Genomic DNA, 16268 nt, shown 5'->3' with positions numbered 1-16268 from the left:
CGGGGCGGCGCCGAGGTCTGAAGCTGCTCAGAGCCCCAACTGCGCCCGCAACTCCTCGGCGCTGTTGATGACGATCGCGCCGGCCGGGCCTTCCATCGGCGCCTCCGGCCAGAAGATCGTCTTCATGCCCGCCGCCAGTCCGGCCATGGCGCCTGTCAGGCTGTCGTCGACGGCAAAAGCATCCGCCGGATCGACGCCGGCGAGATAGGCGGCGCGCAGGAATGGTTCGGGAAGCGGCTTGCCGTCAATTACGTCATTGCGGCTGACCGTCATCATGCCCGGATAGGTGAGGCCGACGGCGCGCAGATTGGCGTCAACGATCAGCCGGTCGGAGTTGGACACCACCGCCTGCTCGACGCCGAGCGCGCGCAATTCGTTGAACACCTCGATCGCGCCGGGGCGTGGCTTCAGCGTTTCGGCCAGCGGCAGATAATGGTCATATTTGCGCACGATCCAATCGTCGAAGGGCAGTGCGAGGCCGAACTCGTCGCGCAGCATTTCGTAGACCGGCCATGCCGCGATGCCCAGCACGCGCTGATGCAGGTCGGCCGGCGGGGCGATGCCGACGCTGCGCAGCGCCGCCACAAGTGCCGCCTCGTGCAGCGGCTCGCTGTCGACCAGCGTCCCGTCCATATCCCAGAAAACGGCTTTCGGCGTCATGCGCGGCTCCCTTCGCCGATCCCCCTTAATCGGTTTCCCGGTGGAGATAAACCGTCCCGCCGGCAAATGGTTGGGCAAGCGGCGGATTGATCCTTCGGGATCAGGAAAACTGCCAAGCAATTGCTCTTTCGATAGACAATTGCGCGTCGGCGCAATCGCTGTAAGCTATGGCGCCCGTTTCAGCATTCTGCGGGCTGGGAGGCGAGACGTGAATTCGCGACAGGAAATCGGCAGCACCAGGTTGGACGACGCCGCGCGCGCCGGCTGGCTTTATTATGTTGCCGGCAACACGCAGGACCAGATCGCCGCCAAGCTCGGCATCTCCAGGCAGACGGCGCAGCGGCTGGTATCGCTCGCCATGTCGGAGGGCCTGATCAAGGTGCGGGTCGATCATCCGATCGCCAACTGCCTGGACCTCGCCGCGCGGCTTAAGTCGCGCTTCGCGCTCGACCTTGTCGAAGTGGTGCCGAGCGACCCGACGTCGAGCTCGACGACGATCGGCATCGCGGAGGCGGCCGCGGCCGAGATCGAACGCCGGCTGCGCTCCGAGGCTCCCATCGTCATGGCGATCGGCACCGGGCGCACGCTGAAGGCGGCGATCGAGCAACTGCCGCCGATGGACTGCCCGCAGCACAAGGTCGTGTCCTTGACCGGCAACATCTCGCCCGATGGCTCGGCCGCCTTCTACAACGTCATCTTCACCATGGCCGACCGCGTCAAGGCGCGGTCATTCCCGATGCCGCTGCCGGTCATTGCGTCCTCGCCGGAAGAGCGCGAGATGCTGCTCAACCAGCCGATGATCCAGCCTACATTGGCGCTGGCGGCCGAGGCCGATGTCACCTTCGTCGGCATCGGCGATCTCGGGCCCAAGGCCCCGCTCTACGAGGACGGCTTCATTTCCGAAAACGAGTTGAAGGCGCTGCAGAAGGCAGGCGGGATCGCCGAGATCGTCGGCTGGGTGTACGACCGCGAAGGCCGCATGATCGAAGGCATCACCAACGATCGCGTGTCTTCCGCCGCGCTGCCGTCGCGGGAAAGGTCGCTGGTCATCGCTCTGGCCATGGGCGAACGCAAGCTGGCGGGCATCCTGGCCGCCGTCAACCGCCGGCTGGTCAACGGCCTCATCACCGACGAACGCACGGCCGAAGCACTGCTTGCCGGCTAATTGCCCATAAAAAGTGCCGGCTATTGCGAGCGGCCGCGCGGATCGTTGCCGTCGAGAAAACCCATGTCGCGCTGCAGATGCTCGGAAAATTCCCGGACATCGAGATAACCGCGCCTGCGGCCCGAAAACCTTGCAAATTCCCGCAGGAGCGTGAAAAACCAGCCTTGTGCCGGGGTGGAAACGAGCTTTTCCTGAACCGTGACCATGATCGTCAGCCTTCGCAATGCTTGAACTGGATTGATCGTCGACCCCAAATATCGGTCTGGCCGGTTCGTGCTTCCAATCAAACCTCGATCATTACCCATAAGGAGGCCTTATGCCCGATCTCAGCTCTCCGCAGCTTGCGCCCCTGCCGCCGCTGCAGGCGATCCGTGTGTTCGAGGCGGTGGCCAGACACCTGTCCTTCACCAAGGCCGCGCAGGAGCTGGGCATGACCCAGGCGGCTGCGAGCTACCAGATCAAGCTGCTCGAGGAGCGCATCGGCGCGCCGCTGTTCCTGCGCCGTCCACGACAGATCGAGTTGACCGAGCCCGGCCAGCGCCTGGCGCCCGCCGTCAGCGAAGCCTTCGCTATCCTGGGTCAGGCCTATGCCGCGGCGCGCGGTGGCGCCGACGGCCTGCTCTGCATCACCACCGTGCTGACCTTTGCCTCGAACTGGCTGGCGCAGCATCTGGGCGCGTTCCAGCTCGCGCATCCGGCACTCGCCGTGCGGCTCGACACGTCGAGCCGCCTAACCGATTTCGCGCGCGAGGATGTCGATCTCGCCATTCGCTCCGGCGCCGGCAAATGGCCGGGCCTGGAGGCGCATAAGCTGCTCGACGCCGATTTCACGCCGATGCTGAGCCCGAAGCTCGCGGCGAGCATCGGCGGCGTCAGGGAGCCGGCGGACCTGTTGCGCCTGCCGATCCTCGACCCCGGTGACATCTGGTGGACGCAATGGTTCGAGGCCGCCGGCGTGACCGGGCACGACCTCGCCAAACGGCCGGGCTCCAGCATGGGCGCGCAGGCCTATGAAGCGAACGCGGCCATGGCCGGCCATGGCGTTGCGATCCTGACCAGGTCGTTGTTCAAGAACGAGATCGCCGACGGCCGCCTGGTCCAGCCCTTCGACCTCGTCGGCGACGACGGCCATGCCTATTGGCTGGTCTATCCGACGGCGCGCCGCAACGTGCCGAAGATCCGCGCCTTCCGCGACTGGCTCCTGGCCGAGATCGCCTGCCCGTAAGCCAATCGCCCTGACGTTCCTCCTCCCCAGGATACCGGCGCGTCGCCCGACCGGGTCGCGCGGCATCATTTCTGCTGCGCTGCAGCACAGATTCAGGGTTGACATAATTCACGCCAAGTGAGTAATTGCTCAGAGCCAAGGCAAATGCTCATCTTGGTTTATGGGAGGAATTTGATGAAACTTCGCACGCTCACCCTGGGCCTGTTGTCGGCCAGCGCCCTCGCTTTCGCCGCGCATGCCGAATCCATCACCATCGCCACCGTCAACAATGGCGACATGGTCCGCATGCAGAAGCTGACGGACGACTTCACCAAGGCCAACCCCGACATCCAGCTCAACTGGGTGACGCTTGAAGAGAACGTGCTGCGCGAGCGCGTCACGACCGATATCGCCACCAAGGGCGGCCAGTACGACGTCATGACCATCGGCACCTACGAGGTTCCGATCTGGGCAAAGCAGAGCTGGCTCCTGCCGCTCGACAAGCTCGGCGACGACTATGACGTCAAGGACATCATCCCGGCCATCGCCGGCGGCCTTTCGGTCGACGGCAAGCTCTATGCCGCGCCCTTCTACGGCGAGAGCTCCTTCGTCATGTACCGCAAGGACCTGATGGAGAAAGCGGGCTTGAAGATGCCCGACGCGCCGACCTGGGACTTCATCAAGCAGGCCGCCGACAAGATGACCGACCGCGCCAACGGTGTGAATGGCGTGTGCCTGCGCGGCAAGGCTGGTTGGGGCGAGAACATGGCCTTCCTCACCGCCATGTCGAACTCCTTCGGCGCCCGCTGGTTCGACGAGAACTGGAAGCCGCAGTTCGATCAGCCGGAATGGAAGAACACGTTGCAGTTCTATGTCGACCTGATGAAGGCCGACGGTCCGGAAGGCGCTTCCTCCAACGGCTTCAACGAGAACCTGGCGCTCTTCCAGCAGGGAAAGTGCGGCATGTGGATCGACGCCACCGTCGCGGCGTCCTTCGTCTCCGATCCGAAGGCCTCGAAGGTTGCGGACAAGGTCGGCTATGCGCTGGCGCCCGACAACGGCCTCGGCAAGCGCGGCAACTGGCTGTGGGCATGGTCGCTCGCCATTCCCGCCGGCACCCAGAAGGCCGATGCCGCCGAGAAATTCGTTTCATGGGCGACCTCGAAGCACTATCTCGAGCTCGTCGCCTCGAAGGAGGGCTGGGCCAATGTTCCTCCTGGAACGCGCTCCTCGCTCTACGCCAATCCTGAGTACCAGAAGGCGGCGCCCTTCGCGAAGATGACGCTGGACTCCATCAACGCCGCCGATCCGACGCATCCGACCGTCAAGCCGGTGCCCTATGTCGGCGTGCAGTTCGTCGCCATCCCTGAATTCCAGGGCCTCGGCACCACCGTCGGCCAGCTCTTCTCGGCAGCCCTTGCCGGCCAGTCGAGCGTCGACGACGCGCTGAAGCAGGCTCAGGACGCCGCCACCGCGGCGATGACCGAAGGCGGCTACATCAAGTAAGGCTCCTCCCGGTGCCGAACGCCGGTAGCGCATCATGACCGGCAAGGGGCCGCCCGAAACCCAGTTCGGGCGGCCACCCTTCAAAATCGGGAAAATTCTGGCACGACTCTGAAAATCCGGCTGACCTTGGGAGGGTGACCGTCATGGCTACTCAGCAAACCCGTTCGCTTGCCCGTTTCATGATGGCGCCATCGGTGATCCTGCTGTTCGTCTGGATGATCGTGCCGCTGCTGTTCACGCTGTGGTTCTCGTTCCAGCAATACAATCCGCTGAACCCGATCCGTAACGGCTTTGTCGGCTTCTCGAACTACGCGCTGTTCTATTCCAACCCGGCCTTCCTCTCCTCGATCCTCAACACGCTCATCATCGTTGTCAGCGTGCTGGTCATCACCGTGGTCGGGGGCATCCTTTTGGCGTTGTTGCTCGACCAGCCGATCTGGGGCCAGGGCATCGTGCGCATCCTGGTCATCTCGCCGTTCTTCGTCATGCCGCCGGTCGCGGCGCTGGTCTGGAAGAACATGATCATGCATCCGCAATACGGCGTCTTTGCCGATATAGCGCGCTTTTTCGGCGCCGAGCCGATCGACTGGTTCGGCCAGCATCCGCTGACCGCTATCATCCTCATCGTCGCCTGGCAGTGGCTGCCCTTCGCCACGCTGATCCTGCTGACTTCGCTGCAATCGCTCGACGGCGAGCAGAAGGAAGCGGCCGAGATGGACGGCGCCGGCTTTATTAGCCGGTTCATCTATCTGACGCTGCCGCATATGTCGCGCGCCATCACCGTCGTCATCCTGATCCAGACGATCTTCCTGCTGTCAGTCTATGCCGAGATCCTGGTCACCACCAATGGCGGCCCGGGCTATGCCTCCACCAACCTGCCCTTCCTCGTCTACCAGAAGGCGCTCCTGGAGTTCAAAATCGGTCAGGCGTCCGCTGGCGGCGTGATCGCCGTCATTCTCGCCAACATCGTTGCCTTCTTCGCCATGCGCGCCGTCGGCAAGAACCTGGACAAGTAGGGGGAGACGATGCCGCTTGCGCTGAACCACCCCCACTCCGTCCCGCTGCGCGGGACACCTCTCCCCCTGCCCGGGGGAGAGGAAACGCCTGCATCGAAGCCGCGCCCTTCCTCTACCCCGTCGATCGGGGGAGAGGTGGTTTGCGCAGCAAACCGGAGTGGGGGTCGACCCTGCTGCCAACATCGCCGATACGGGAGGACCTGATCATGGCACGCGCAGTCACCACCCAGCACAAGACCATCGCCACGGCCGCGGCCTGGATCGTCGCCTTGCTGATCTTCTTTCCGATCCTTTATACGATCATCACCTCGTTCAAGTCCGAGCAGGAGGCGATCCAGGGCTTTGCACTGATCCCGTCCGGCACCATGGAGAGCTATGCCGAGGTGCAGGCGCAGAGCGGCTATTTCAAGTTCTTCCTGAACTCGGTGATTCTGTCGGTCGGCTCGACGCTGCTTGCGATCCTGATCGCGGTTCCGGCAGCCTGGTCGATGGCGTTCTCTCCGACAAAGCGCACCAAGGACATCCTGATGTGGATGCTGTCCACCAAGATGATGCCGGCCGTCGCGGTGCTGTTCCCGATCTACCTGATCTTCCGCGACACCGGCCTGCTCGACAGCCGCATCGGCCTCACCGTCATGCTGATGCTGATCAACCTGCCGATCGTGGTCTGGATGCTCTACACCTATTTCCGCGAAATCCCGGGCGAGATCCTGGAAGCGGCGCGCATGGACGGCGCCTCGCTGTGGAACGAGATCATCTATGTGCTGACGCCGATGGCGGTTCCCGGCATCGCCTCGACCATGCTCTTGAACATCATCCTGGCCTGGAACGAGGCGTTCTGGACCATCCGGCTAACCACCACCAATGCCGCGCCGCTGACGGCCTTCATCAGCTCCTTCTCTAGTCCGCAAGGCCTGTTCTGGGCAAAGTTGTCGGCGGCCTCGACGCTGGCGATCGCGCCGATCCTGATCATGGGCTGGTTCAGCCAGAAGCAGCTGGTGCGCGGCTTGACCTTTGGCGCCGTGAAGTAACAACGCCCAAGCAGCGGACGACGAAGATCACCCCCGGGAGGAAACCATGGGAAACATCGCGCTCAAGAACGTCTCCAAGTCCTTCGGGTCGACGACGATCATTCCGAACATCGACCTCAACATCGAGGACGGTGAGTTCGTCGTGTTCGTCGGCCCGTCGGGTTGCGGCAAGTCCACGCTGCTCAGGCTGATCGCCGGGCTCGAGGACACCAGCGGCGGCGCCATCAGCATCGATGGCCGCGACGTCACCCGCGAGGCCCCGGCCAAGCGCAAGCTTGCCATGGTGTTCCAGTCCTACGCGCTCTATCCGCATATGACGGTCGCCAAGAACATTGCCTTCCCGCTGAAGATGGCCGGCGAGGACCAGGCGACCATCGACAAGAAGGTGAAGGACGCCGCGCGCATCTTGAACCTCACCAACTATCTGGAGCGCCGCCCAGGCCAGCTGTCCGGTGGCCAGCGCCAGCGCGTCGCCATCGGCCGCGCCATCGTGCGCCAGCCTTCGGCCTTCCTGTTCGACGAGCCGTTGTCCAACCTCGACGCCGCGCTTCGCGGCACGATGCGGCTGGAGATCAGCGAGCTGCACCATCAGCTCAAGACGACGATGATCTATGTCACCCATGACCAGGTCGAGGCCATGACCATGGCCGACAAGATCGTCGTGCTCAATGCCGGCAATATCGAGCAGGTCGGCTCGCCGATGGAGCTTTACAAGACGCCGAAGAACCTCTTCGTCGCGGGCTTCATCGGCTCGCCCAAGATGAACATGATCGAAGGCGCGCCGGCGGAGAAATACGGCGCCAAGACCATCGGCATCCGGCCCGAGCATCTCAACATCTCGACCTCGGCGGGCGACTGGAAGGCGACAGTGGGCGTTGCCGAGCACCTCGGCTCCGACACTTTCCTGCACGTCCAAGCGGACGGCATCGGCACCATCAATGTCCGCGCCGACGGCGAAGTCGCGGTCAAGCATGGCGATACCGTCTATCTGACACCCGACAAGGCCAAGCTCCACCGCTTCGGCGCCGACGGCAGGGCGCTGGTGCAGTGAGGTTGAAAGGCAAATCGGCGCTGATCACCGGATCGGCGCGCGGCATCGGCAGGGCCTTCGCCGAAGCCTATGTTCGCGAAGGCGCGATGGTAGCGATTGCCGACATCGACCTGGAAGCTGCGGAAGCGACGGCGAAAGCGATCGGTTCTGCCGCCTACGCGATCAGGCTCGACGTCACGGACCAGGCTTCGATCGAGGCCGCGGTGAAGGCGGTCGAAGTGAAGGCCGGCGGCCTCGACGTGCTGATCAATAACGCGGCGATCTTCGACCTCGCGCCGATCGTCGAGATAACGAGGGCGAGCTACGAAAAACTGTTCGCGGTCAATGTCGCCGGCACGCTGTTCATGCTGCAGGCGGCTGCCCGTTCGATGATCGCGCGTGGCAAAGGCGGCAGGATCATCAACATGGCGAGCCAGGCCGGTCGCCGCGGCGAGCCGCTGGTCGCGGTCTACTGCGCCACCAAGGCCGCTGTCATCTCGCTCACCCAATCAGCCGGGCTCGACCTGATCAAGCATCGCATCAATGTCAACGGCATCGCGCCGGGTGTCGTCGACAGCGACATGTGGGATCAGGTCGATGCGCTCTTCGCAAAATATGAGAACCGGCCCAAGGGCGAGAAGAAGCGGCTGGTCGGCGAAGGCGTGCCTTACGGTCGCATGGGCAAGCCGGAAGATCTCGCCGGCATGGCCGTGTTCCTCGCCAGTGACGAGGCCGAATACATTGTCGCCCAGACCTACAATGTCGACGGCGGCCAATGGATGAGTTGAGGGGGAGGCGCTTCTCTTCTTTCCTCCGGAGAAGACGCCATGGGGCAGGTGAGGGGCAGCATACTGGAATACCGGGTGTTGCCCCTCATCCTCGCCATCCGAAGGAGGCGGAACAGTCGGGCTGCAGATCGGCCAAAGGGTAAATGAGATGACCGTAAGACTCTCTTCCTCCAACCTCGCCATGCTGCCGGCAAAGGTCGCCGGCCCGAAATATGACCGCTCCACCCTGAAGGCGGGCATCGTCCATTTCGGCGTCGGCAACTTCCATCGCTCGCATCAGGCGGTCTATCTCGACAACCTGTTCGGCACCGGCGAGGGCCATGACTGGGCGCTGATCGGCGCCGGCGTGTTCGAAGGTGAGAAGATCGGTCGCGCCAAGCTGCAGGAACAGGACTGGCTGACCACCGTCGTCGAGCAGGATCAGGGTCATATGAGCGCCCGCGTCACCGGCGCCATGATCGATTTCCTGATGCCCGGCGACGCGGCTGCGACCATCGAGCGGCTTGCCGATCCGGCGATCAAGATCGTGTCGCTGACCATCACCGAGGGCGGCTATTTCATCGACCCGGCCTCCGGCAAGTTCAACCCGGCCCATCCCGATATCGTCGCCGATGCGCAGCCGGGCGCTGTGCCGAAGACCGTCTTCGGCATCATCCTTGCCGGACTGTTGCGCCGGCGGGCCGACGGCGTCGTGCCGTTCACCGTCATGTCCTGTGACAACATCCCCCATAACGGCCATGTCACCTCCGACGGCGTCATCGGCCTTGCGCGGCTGATCGACGAGGACCTCGCCAAATGGGTGGAGGATAAGGTCGCCTTCCCGAATGGCATGGTCGATCGCATCACCCCTGCCACCACCGAGCGCGAGCGCAAGATCCTCGCCGACGATTTCGGGCTGGAGGACAACTGGCCGGTGTTCTGCGAGCCGTTCAAGCAATGGGTGCTGCAGGACCGTTTCACCGCTGGCCGCCCGGCGTTGGAAAAGGTCGGCGTGCAATTCGTCAAGGATGTCTCGCCTTACGAGCTGATGAAGATCCGCATCCTCAATGGCGGCCACGCCACCATCGCTTATCCGGCCGGGCTGATGGACATCCATTTCGTGCATGAAGCCATGCAGGAGCCGCTGGTGCGCGCCTTCCTGTCGAAGCTCGAGCATGACGAGATCATCCCGACCGTGCCGCCGGTGCCGGATACGGATCTGGAGGACTACTACCAGCTCATCGAGCGCCGCTTCTCCAATCCCAAGATCGGCGACACGATCCGACGGCTTTGCCTCGACGGCTCCAACCGTCAGCCGAAATTCATCATCCCGACGATCGCCGACCGGCTGAAGGCGGGCGAGGGTGTCGCCGGCCTCGCGCTGGAATCGGCCCTGTGGTGCCGCTACTGCTTCGGCACCACCGACAGCGGCGCCGTCATCGAGCCGAACGACCCGAGCTGGGACCGCATGCAAGCGACCGCGAAGGCGGCCAAGGACGATCCGCAGGCCTGGCTGGCGATGGAGGACATCTATGGCGATGTCGGCCGCTCGTCCGTCTTCGCCGAGGCCTTCGCCCACGCCTTGAAGGTCCTGTGGGCGCACGGCGCGGGCGAAACCCTGACGCGTTACCTCGCCGGCAAGCTCTGAGGCGCCGGAAACCAACAGCCATGACGCCTGAGCTGGTCATCTTCGACTGTGACGGCGTGCTGGTCGACAGCGAGGCGCTTTCGGTCTCGGCGCTGCTCGGCATGATCGAGCTGGCCGGCGGCACGGTCAGCGAGGATGCCGCCTACGAGCATTTCCTGGGCAAGAGCATGAAGAGTGTGCGCGAGATCCTCGGCCGCGATTTCGGGCTTGATATCAGCGACCGGCATCTGACCGCCATGCGCGTCGACCTGATGCGCAAATTCCGTGAGGAATTGAAGCCGATCCCAAGCGTCAAGGAGGTGCTGCCGAAGCTCGGCCGGCCCTTCTGCGTCGCGTCGTCCGGCACGCTGGAGCGCATCCGCTATGCGCTCGACGTCACCGGCCTGCTTCCGCTGCTGGAGCCGCATCTGTTCAGCGCCAGCATGGTCAAGCGCGGCAAGCCCGCGCCCGACCTTTTCCTTCATGCCGCGGCAAGCATGCAGGCGCGTCCTCGCAATTGTCTGGTCATCGAGGACAGCCCGGCCGGCGTTGCCGCCGCCCGCGCGGCAGGCATGCGCGTCTTTGCCTTCACCGGCGGCTCGCATGCTTCCAATCCCGCCCTGAAGGCGCGGCTTGCGTCGACGGAACCGGACTTTATATTCGCTGACATGCTGCAATTGCCCGATTTGATTGCAGGCCTGGGAGCGAGAGAAAAAGCATCTTGATCAAGAGTTTCGTTTGCGCGGTCGATGTCGGCACCGGGAGCGCCCGCGCGGGCATTCTCGACGCGCGCGGCAACCTGCTCGGCCGCGCCGATCATCCGATCGCCATGCATCAGCCCAAGCCCGATCATGCCGAGCACGATTCGGAAGATATCTGGTCGGCGGTGTGCAAATCCGTGCGGTCCGCGCTCCAAAAATCCGGCGTGGCCGCCGGCGATATCGCCGGCATCTCTTTCGACGCGACCTGCTCGCTGGTCGCGCGCGACAGGCAAGGCGGCCAGCTCAGCGTATCGGTCACGGGCGAGAAGCGCTGGGACACGATGGTCTGGCTCGATCACCGCGCCATCGCCGAGGCCGATGAATGCACGACGAGCGGCCACGCCGTTCTCGACTACATTGGCGGTGTGATGTCGCCGGAGATGGAAACGCCGAAGCTGATGTGGCTGAAGCGTCATCTGCCGAGCACATGGAATGAAGCCGGCTATCTATTCGATCTCGCCGATTTCCTGACCTGGAAGGCATCGGGCTCGCTCGCCCGCTCGCAATGCACGCTGACGGCGAAATGGACCTATCTCGCTCATGAGGAAAAGAGCTGGCGGCGCGATTTCTTTGAGCTTGTCGGGCTCGGCGACCTGTTCGAGCACGGCAATCTGCCGGAAAAGGCAAGCCCGGTCGGAACCGATATCGGTCCGCTGACGGCGAATGCCGCGGCCGAGCTCGGCCTCACCGAAAAATGCCGGGTGGGCGCCGGCGTCATCGATGCCTATGCCGGCGCGCTCGGCGTTTTGGGCGGTTTTGCCGGCGACGAGAGGAACATCAGCCGGCATTTGGCGCTGATTGCCGGCACATCGTCCTGCGTCATGGCGATGTCGCAAGACCCGCAGCCCTTTGCCGGGGTGTGGGGACCGTATTACGGCGCGGCATTGCCGACGCTGTGGCTGTCGGAAGGCGGCCAGTCGGCCACCGGCGCGCTGCTCGACCACATCATCCGCTGGCATGGCGCCGGCGGCGAGCCGGACGCGGCCATGCATATGAAGATCGCCAGGCGCGTCGCCGAGCTGCGCGCCGAGGACGGCGACGCGCTGGCGGCCAGGCTGCACGTGCTGCCGGATTTCCACGGCAACCGCTCGCCGCTCGCCGACCCGCATGCCGTCGGCGTCATCAGCGGCCTGACGCTCGATTCCTCCTTCGACAGTCTGTGCAAGCTCTACTGGCGCACTGCCGTCGCCATCGCGCTCGGCGTGCGCCATGTGCTCGAGGCGCTGAACGAGAACGGCTATCTGATCGACACGCTGCATGTCACCGGCGGCCACACCAAGAACCCGCTTCTGATGGAGCTTTACGCCGACGCCACCGGCTGCACCGTGGTCGAGCCGCTGGCCGACGAGGCGGTGCTGCTCGGCACCGGCATGGTGGCGGCGACCGCCGCCGGGATCTACCCTGACCTCAACGCGGCCTGCGTCGCCATGCAGCAGGGCGGCAGGACGCGCGCCCCCAACAAGGAAGCCGGCGCCCGCTTCGACCGCGACTACCGCATCTTCCTCGAAATGCACCGCCAGCGGCAGGCGCTCGACGCGATCCGCTGATGCTGGAACATCGCCCTACTGCTTGCGCAACGACGCGCCCGACGTCGCGTCAAACAAATGAATGCTTTCCTCGTCGAAGCTGTAGCGCACGGGCGCGCGCAACTCCGGGCATTCGCGGGCCGGCACCAGCGCGCTGATCTCCTTGCCGCCGGAGCCGAACGTCACCAGCGCGTCATTGCCGTGGAACTCGATGAGATCGGCGGTGCCCTGCAAAAGGTTTGCTGTGCCGGCTTGCGCCGTCTTCAGATCCGGAGGCCGAATGCCGAGCATAACGCGATCGCCGTGCTGCAGATGGAAGTCGCCGCCTTGCAGCGACAGCACCGTCCCCGCACCGGTCAGCGTCCAGCCATCCTTGCTCTTGCCGACCGTCACCTCGATGAAATTCATGTTCGGCGTGCCGATGAAGCCGGCCACGAACAGATTGCCCGGGCGGCGATAGATCTCCGCCGGCGAGCCGATCTGCTCGATCACGCCATCCTTCAAGAGCACGATGCGGTCGGCCAGCGTCATCGCCTCGAGCTGGTCATGCGTGACATAGACGGTGGTAGTCTTCAGCGACTGGTGCAGCCTGGCGATCTCGACGCGCATATGATTGCGCAGCTTGGCGTCGAGGTTGGAGAGCGGCTCGTCGAAAAGGAACACTTTCGGCGTCTTGATCATGGCGCGCGCGATCGCCACGCGCTGCTGCTGACCGCCGGAAAGCTCTGTAGGCTTGCGGCCGAGATAGGGCTCCAGCCCGAGCGTCTTCGAGACCGCCTCGACCCGCTTCCTGATCTCGTTCGCCGGCACCTTCTGCCGCTTCAATCCGAAGGCGATGTTGTCGAAGATCGTCATGTGCGGATAGAGCGCATAATTCTGGAACACCATGGCGATGCCGCGATCGCCGGGCTCGAGATCGTTCACCACCTTGCCGCCGATCGACACCTCGCCGCCGCTGATATCCTCCAGCCCGGCCAGCATCCTGAGAAGCGTGGACTTGCCGCAGCCGGACGGCCCCAGGAACACGACGAATTCATGTTCCTCGATCGCGAGGTTGAGATCGCGGATGACGGTCGTGGCGCCGTAGGCCTTGTCGACATGGGAGCAAACGATGGCGGACATCCCTTAGCCCTTCTCGCCGGTCAGCAGGATCTGCAGCTTGACGTCCTGCGGCTTGCCTTGGGCGGCGCGCTCGAACGCCTTGATGCTCTCGGAGAAATCATAGGTGCCGGTGATCAGCGGCTTGAGGTCGACCTTGCCCGAGGCGATGAGCTGCAGGGCGCGGTCGAAGATGTTGGCATAGCGGAACACGGTCTCGATGCGCACTTCCTTGGAAATCGCCGCCGGCACGTTGAGCTCGACCGCCTCCACCGGCAGGCCGACCAGCACCACCGCGCCGCCTGGCCGCACCACGTCGAACAGGTTGGCGAAGGCCTTCGGGCTGCCGCTCGCCTCGAACACGATATCGGCGCCCCAATTGTCGGTCGCCGCCCGCACCGCATCGACCAGCGACTGCTTGCCGATATCGACCGGCACGATGCCGGGATACTGGGCGGCGATCGCAAGCTTCGGCGCGGAGAAGTCCGAGATCAGCACTTTTGCGCAGCCGCCCGCCAGCGCGGCGAGCGCGATCATGATGCCGATCGGGCCGCAGCCGACGACGACGGCGACATCGCCGGGCACGATGCGCGCGCGCGCCGCCGCCTGCATGCCGATGGCGAAGGGCTCGACCATCGCGCCCTCGGCGAAGGAGACATTGTCCGGCAGCTTGTAGGTAAAGGCCGCCGGATGAACGGCGTAGGGCGCGAGCACGCCATGCACCGGCGGCGTTGCCCAGAAGCGGACGTCCGGGTCGACATTGTAGATGCCGAGCTTCGTTGCGCGCGACGCAAGGTTCGGCACGCCGGGCTCCATGCAGACGCGGTCGCCGACCTTGAGATTCGTGACATTGGCGCCGACCTCGACGATGGTTCCCGAAGCCTCATGGCCGAGCACCATGGGCTCGCGAACTATGTAGCTGCCGATGGCGCCGTGCGTGTAGTAGTGCACGTCGCTGCCGCAGACCCCGACCGTGTGGATGGCGATCCTGACGTCGTCCGGTCCGACGTCTTGCGGCAGCGCGATCTCGCGCAGCGTCAGTTCGCCTTTTTTCTCAAGCACCAGTGCCCGCATCGGGTATCCTCGCATCAACTTTTCTTTTGCCGGAAAACGGAATTCAGGAAGCCGCTCAAAACGCCGAGGAACAAAAGCGGCGGCAGCGACAGAAGCACGACCGAGGCGTTGAGGATTCCCCAGGGCACGTTCATGCCTTGCTGGGAGAGCTCGGAAGCCACGATCGGCAGCGTCTTGGCGTTGGAGCTCGACAGCATCAGCGCGATCAGGAACTCGTTCCAGACCAGCACGAAGCTGAAGGCGATGGCGCCGATCAGCGAGCGCGCCGCGACGGGAAGCGCGATCCGCCAGAAGACAGCATAAGGGCCGTAACCGTCGACGAAGGCCGCCTCCTCGATCTCCTTCGGCACACCCTGGAAGGCGGGAATGGCGAGCCACATGATCACCGATATGGTCAGCAGCGAATAGGTGACGATCAGCGCCGGCAAAGTGTCGTAGAGCCCGACCTGCAGCCAGATCACCATCAGCGGGATCGCCACCGCCACCGGCGGCAGGAAACGCAGCGACAGGACGAAGAACTGGATGTCGCCGGCGAAGCGGTTGGGATAGCGCGCCACCGCATAGGCCGCCGGCAGCCCGAGGACGACGCCGATCAGCACCGCCGAACCGCAGGCGACGACCGAGTTGTAGAGCCCGGTCAGCACGCTGTCGCGGCCGAGGATGTAGCCGATGTTGGCGAGCGTCGGCGCGAATATCACCTTCGGCACCCGCGTGATGATGTCGACATTGTTCTTCAGCGCATTGAGCGCCGTCCACAGAAGCGGGAACACGGCCAGGAACCCGGCCAGCGCCAGGATGGCCTTGGCGACCAGACGGCCCGGTCTTATCGGATATGGCTTCATGCCTGCACCCGCTTCCACAGCATGGTGAAGGTGATGACCGTCGCGATCATCATCAGCACCGCCATGGCCGATGCGTAGGAGACCTTGCCGGACTCGATGAAGCCTTGCGAGAAGGCGTACATGTCGAGCGTTTCGGTCGCGACGCCCGGCCCGCCGCGCGTCATCACATAAATCAGATCGAAGGAGCGCAGCGACTCGATCATCTTGACGAACATCAGGCTGATCAGCGGCGCCTTCAGCATCGGCAAGGTGACGTAGGCGTGGATTTGCCAACGCTTGGCGTGGTCGAGCCTGGCCGCCTCGATCGGCTGCGGCGGCAAGGTTTCAAGCAGCTTCAGCACGATGACGGCAAAGAACAGCCCCCATTGCCAGACGTCAACCGAAGCGACGGCGAACAGCGCTGTGCCGGGCTTGGACAGCGGATCGAAGATCAGCCCGCCGGTGATCAGCCGGTAGGGATAGGTGGCAATGCCGTAGAGCGGATGATAGGCGAACTTCCAGACGAAGGCGGCCGAGACGCGCGGCAAAAGCACCGGGATGATGAACAAAAGGCAATAGAAATTGCGCAGGCGTGGGCCGGCGACCTCGAACATCAGCACACCCAGCCCGATCGCCACCACCATGGTCGCTACCACGGTGACGATCTCCCATTTCACCGAAACCCAGACGGCGTTGAGGAAACGGCGGTCGAGGAAGAGATCGGCGAAGTTCGAGAACCACACCCAGGAGTAACCGGTCGTGCTCAACTCGCGGTTCTGCAAGGCGATCACGATGGCGTAGAGCGTCGGCACCATCGACAGCACCAGGAGGATGGCGAGGGTAGGAACCAGAAATGTGACCGGCAGGGAAGAACGTCGGCGCATTGCCTATCCTTGGATTTTTACTGCTGTCTGGCGAAGGTCCCGCGGCGCGCAGGTTCCGGCATTCGGACGAATGCCGGAACCTGCGCGCCGCGGGCGGG

Annotated in this window: 16 protein-coding genes; 10 read left to right on the top strand and 6 right to left on the bottom strand. The window is 64.1% G+C overall.

Annotated features, from left to right (window positions below; genetic code table 11):
• Positions 1 to 27 precede the first annotated feature (27 nt).
• Positions 28 to 660, bottom strand: a complete 633-nt coding sequence (locus tag LB529_RS07320; RefSeq protein ID WP_224637991.1) for an HAD family hydrolase — start codon at positions 658 to 660, stop codon at positions 28 to 30.
• A gap of 208 nt (positions 661 to 868) precedes the next feature.
• On the opposite strand from LB529_RS07320, the gene LB529_RS07315 reads away from it, so the two are divergent.
• Positions 869 to 1825, top strand: a complete 957-nt coding sequence (locus tag LB529_RS07315) for a sugar-binding transcriptional regulator (protein ID WP_095768100.1) — start codon at positions 869 to 871, stop codon at positions 1823 to 1825.
• 20 nt (positions 1826 to 1845) lie between these two features.
• On the opposite strand, the gene LB529_RS07310 is transcribed toward LB529_RS07315, so the two are convergent.
• Complete coding sequence (locus tag LB529_RS07310) at positions 1846 to 2079, bottom strand: hypothetical protein (protein WP_224629626.1); 234 nt, start codon at positions 2077 to 2079, stop codon at positions 1846 to 1848.
• Between the two features lie 62 nt (positions 2080 to 2141).
• Between LB529_RS07310 and gcvA the strand changes: the two genes are divergently transcribed.
• The 9 genes from gcvA (at position 2142) to LB529_RS07265 (ending at position 12314) form a co-directional block, all read left to right on the top strand.
• On the top strand, positions 2142 to 3050 hold the full coding sequence (gcvA, locus tag LB529_RS07305; RefSeq protein ID WP_224560586.1) for a transcriptional regulator GcvA: 909 nt from the start codon (positions 2142 to 2144) through the stop codon (positions 3048 to 3050).
• Positions 3051 to 3224: 174 nt separating this feature from the next.
• The gene (locus LB529_RS07300) at positions 3225 to 4535 is read left to right on the top strand and encodes an ABC transporter substrate-binding protein (RefSeq protein ID WP_095768216.1); all 1311 of its coding nucleotides are present in this window, start codon (positions 3225 to 3227) and stop codon (positions 4533 to 4535) included.
• A gap of 143 nt (positions 4536 to 4678) precedes the next feature.
• Complete coding sequence (locus LB529_RS07295; RefSeq protein WP_095768103.1) at positions 4679 to 5551, top strand: carbohydrate ABC transporter permease; 873 nt, start codon at positions 4679 to 4681, stop codon at positions 5549 to 5551.
• A 206-nt stretch (positions 5552 to 5757) separates the two neighbouring features.
• Complete coding sequence (locus tag LB529_RS07290) at positions 5758 to 6582, top strand: carbohydrate ABC transporter permease (RefSeq protein WP_140846390.1); 825 nt, start codon at positions 5758 to 5760, stop codon at positions 6580 to 6582.
• A 46-nt stretch (positions 6583 to 6628) separates the two neighbouring features.
• Positions 6629 to 7633 carry an ABC transporter ATP-binding protein gene (locus LB529_RS07285; protein ID WP_224710679.1) on the top strand — a complete coding sequence of 335 codons (1005 nt, stop codon included), beginning with the start codon at positions 6629 to 6631 and terminating at the stop codon, positions 7631 to 7633.
• The gene (locus LB529_RS07280) at positions 7630 to 8400 is read left to right on the top strand and encodes an L-iditol 2-dehydrogenase (RefSeq protein ID WP_224710678.1); all 771 of its coding nucleotides are present in this window, start codon (positions 7630 to 7632) and stop codon (positions 8398 to 8400) included. The genes LB529_RS07285 and LB529_RS07280 overlap by 4 nt, the downstream gene beginning before the upstream one ends.
• 148 nt (positions 8401 to 8548) lie before the next feature.
• On the top strand, positions 8549 to 10027 hold the full coding sequence (locus LB529_RS07275; RefSeq protein ID WP_224710677.1) for a mannitol dehydrogenase family protein: 1479 nt from the start codon (positions 8549 to 8551) through the stop codon (positions 10025 to 10027).
• 20 nt (positions 10028 to 10047) lie between these two features.
• Positions 10048 to 10731, top strand: a complete 684-nt coding sequence (locus tag LB529_RS07270) for an HAD-IA family hydrolase (RefSeq protein ID WP_224710676.1) — start codon at positions 10048 to 10050, stop codon at positions 10729 to 10731.
• Positions 10728 to 12314: an FGGY-family carbohydrate kinase gene (locus LB529_RS07265; protein ID WP_224710675.1), complete on the top strand. Its 1587-nt coding sequence runs from the start codon at positions 10728 to 10730 to the stop codon at positions 12312 to 12314. The genes LB529_RS07270 and LB529_RS07265 overlap by 4 nt, the downstream gene beginning before the upstream one ends.
• A 15-nt stretch (positions 12315 to 12329) precedes the next feature.
• Here LB529_RS07265 and LB529_RS07260 read toward each other — a convergent pair whose 3' ends face one another.
• From LB529_RS07260 to LB529_RS07245, 4 genes are read right to left on the bottom strand one after another with little or no spacing between them, the layout of a single operon-like run.
• Entirely contained in the window at positions 12330 to 13415 is a 1086-nt protein-coding gene (locus tag LB529_RS07260) for an ABC transporter ATP-binding protein (protein WP_224710674.1), read from the bottom strand.
• Positions 13416 to 13418: 3 nt separating this feature from the next.
• Positions 13419 to 14465, bottom strand: coding sequence for an NAD(P)-dependent alcohol dehydrogenase (locus LB529_RS07255; protein ID WP_224710769.1), 1047 nt, complete (start codon positions 14463 to 14465; stop codon positions 13419 to 13421).
• Positions 14466 to 14479: 14 nt separating this feature from the next.
• The gene (locus tag LB529_RS07250; protein WP_411962452.1) at positions 14480 to 15292 is read right to left on the bottom strand and encodes a carbohydrate ABC transporter permease; all 813 of its coding nucleotides are present in this window, start codon (positions 15290 to 15292) and stop codon (positions 14480 to 14482) included.
• Positions 15293 to 15303: 11 nt separating this feature from the next.
• The gene (locus LB529_RS07245; RefSeq protein ID WP_224531626.1) at positions 15304 to 16170 is read right to left on the bottom strand and encodes a carbohydrate ABC transporter permease; all 867 of its coding nucleotides are present in this window, start codon (positions 16168 to 16170) and stop codon (positions 15304 to 15306) included.
• Positions 16171 to 16268 lie beyond the last annotated feature (98 nt).

Source organism: Mesorhizobium sp. CA5 (assembly GCF_020165105.1).
Lineage (GTDB): Bacteria > Pseudomonadota > Alphaproteobacteria > Rhizobiales > Rhizobiaceae > Mesorhizobium.
This window is presented reverse-complemented; position numbering and strand designations above follow the sequence as displayed.

Bases quoted from the DNA above. Each gene is read 5' to 3' on its own strand.
- LB529_RS07320 (WP_224637991.1), bottom strand. From the start codon at position 660: ATGACGCCGAAAGCCGTTTTCTGGGATATGGACGGGACGCTGGTCGAC.
- gcvA (WP_224560586.1), top strand. From the start codon at position 2,142: ATGCCCGATCTCAGCTCTCCGCAGCTTGCGCCCCTGCCGCCGCTGCAG.
- LB529_RS07300 (WP_095768216.1), top strand. From the start codon at position 3,225: ATGAAACTTCGCACGCTCACCCTGGGCCTGTTGTCGGCCAGCGCCCTC.
- LB529_RS07295 (WP_095768103.1), top strand. From the start codon at position 4,679: ATGGCTACTCAGCAAACCCGTTCGCTTGCCCGTTTCATGATGGCGCCA.
- LB529_RS07290 (WP_140846390.1), top strand. From the start codon at position 5,758: ATGGCACGCGCAGTCACCACCCAGCACAAGACCATCGCCACGGCCGCG.
- LB529_RS07285 (WP_224710679.1), top strand. From the start codon at position 6,629: ATGGGAAACATCGCGCTCAAGAACGTCTCCAAGTCCTTCGGGTCGACG.
- LB529_RS07275 (WP_224710677.1), top strand. From the start codon at position 8,549: ATGACCGTAAGACTCTCTTCCTCCAACCTCGCCATGCTGCCGGCAAAG.
- LB529_RS07270 (WP_224710676.1), top strand. From the start codon at position 10,048: ATGACGCCTGAGCTGGTCATCTTCGACTGTGACGGCGTGCTGGTCGAC.
- LB529_RS07260 (WP_224710674.1), bottom strand. From the start codon at position 13,415: ATGTCCGCCATCGTTTGCTCCCATGTCGACAAGGCCTACGGCGCCACG.
- LB529_RS07255 (WP_224710769.1), bottom strand. From the start codon at position 14,465: ATGCGGGCACTGGTGCTTGAGAAAAAAGGCGAACTGACGCTGCGCGAG.
- LB529_RS07245 (WP_224531626.1), bottom strand. From the start codon at position 16,170: ATGCGCCGACGTTCTTCCCTGCCGGTCACATTTCTGGTTCCTACCCTC.